This window comes from Niallia sp. 01092, from assembly GCF_052318935.1.
Lineage (GTDB): Bacteria > Bacillota > Bacilli > Bacillales > Cytobacillaceae > Niallia.
Map to the genome: position 1 here is coordinate 1 of NZ_JBQRKO010000083.1, position 286 is coordinate 286.

The 286-nt window shown below is 45.1% G+C and carries 1 protein-coding gene; it reads left to right on the forward strand.

The features are described 5' to 3' along the window. Positions 1-286 (forward strand): LLM class flavin-dependent oxidoreductase (locus ACTXGU_RS22415; protein ID WP_443483707.1); only part of this gene is annotated, 286 nt, incomplete at both ends.

Consider the following 286-nt stretch of genomic DNA (forward strand, 5'->3'; position numbering starts at 1 on the left):
TGTTTTGGTTTATTCCAACAGGTGGAGACAGTCGTTATTTAGGTACAACAAAAGGAGGGCGTGAAGTTGATTTTAATTACATGAAGCAGCTTGCCCAGGCAGTTGACTCTTTAGGATATCAAGGAGCTTTGCTGCCAACAGGTCGTTCTTGTGAAGATTCGTGGGTTACAGCGTCTTCGTTGTTATCTGTCACTTCAAATATGAAATTTCTTGTAGCGCTGCGCCCTGGATTGATGATGCCGTCCGTTGCAGCACGCATGGCATCAACATTTGACCGATTATCGGG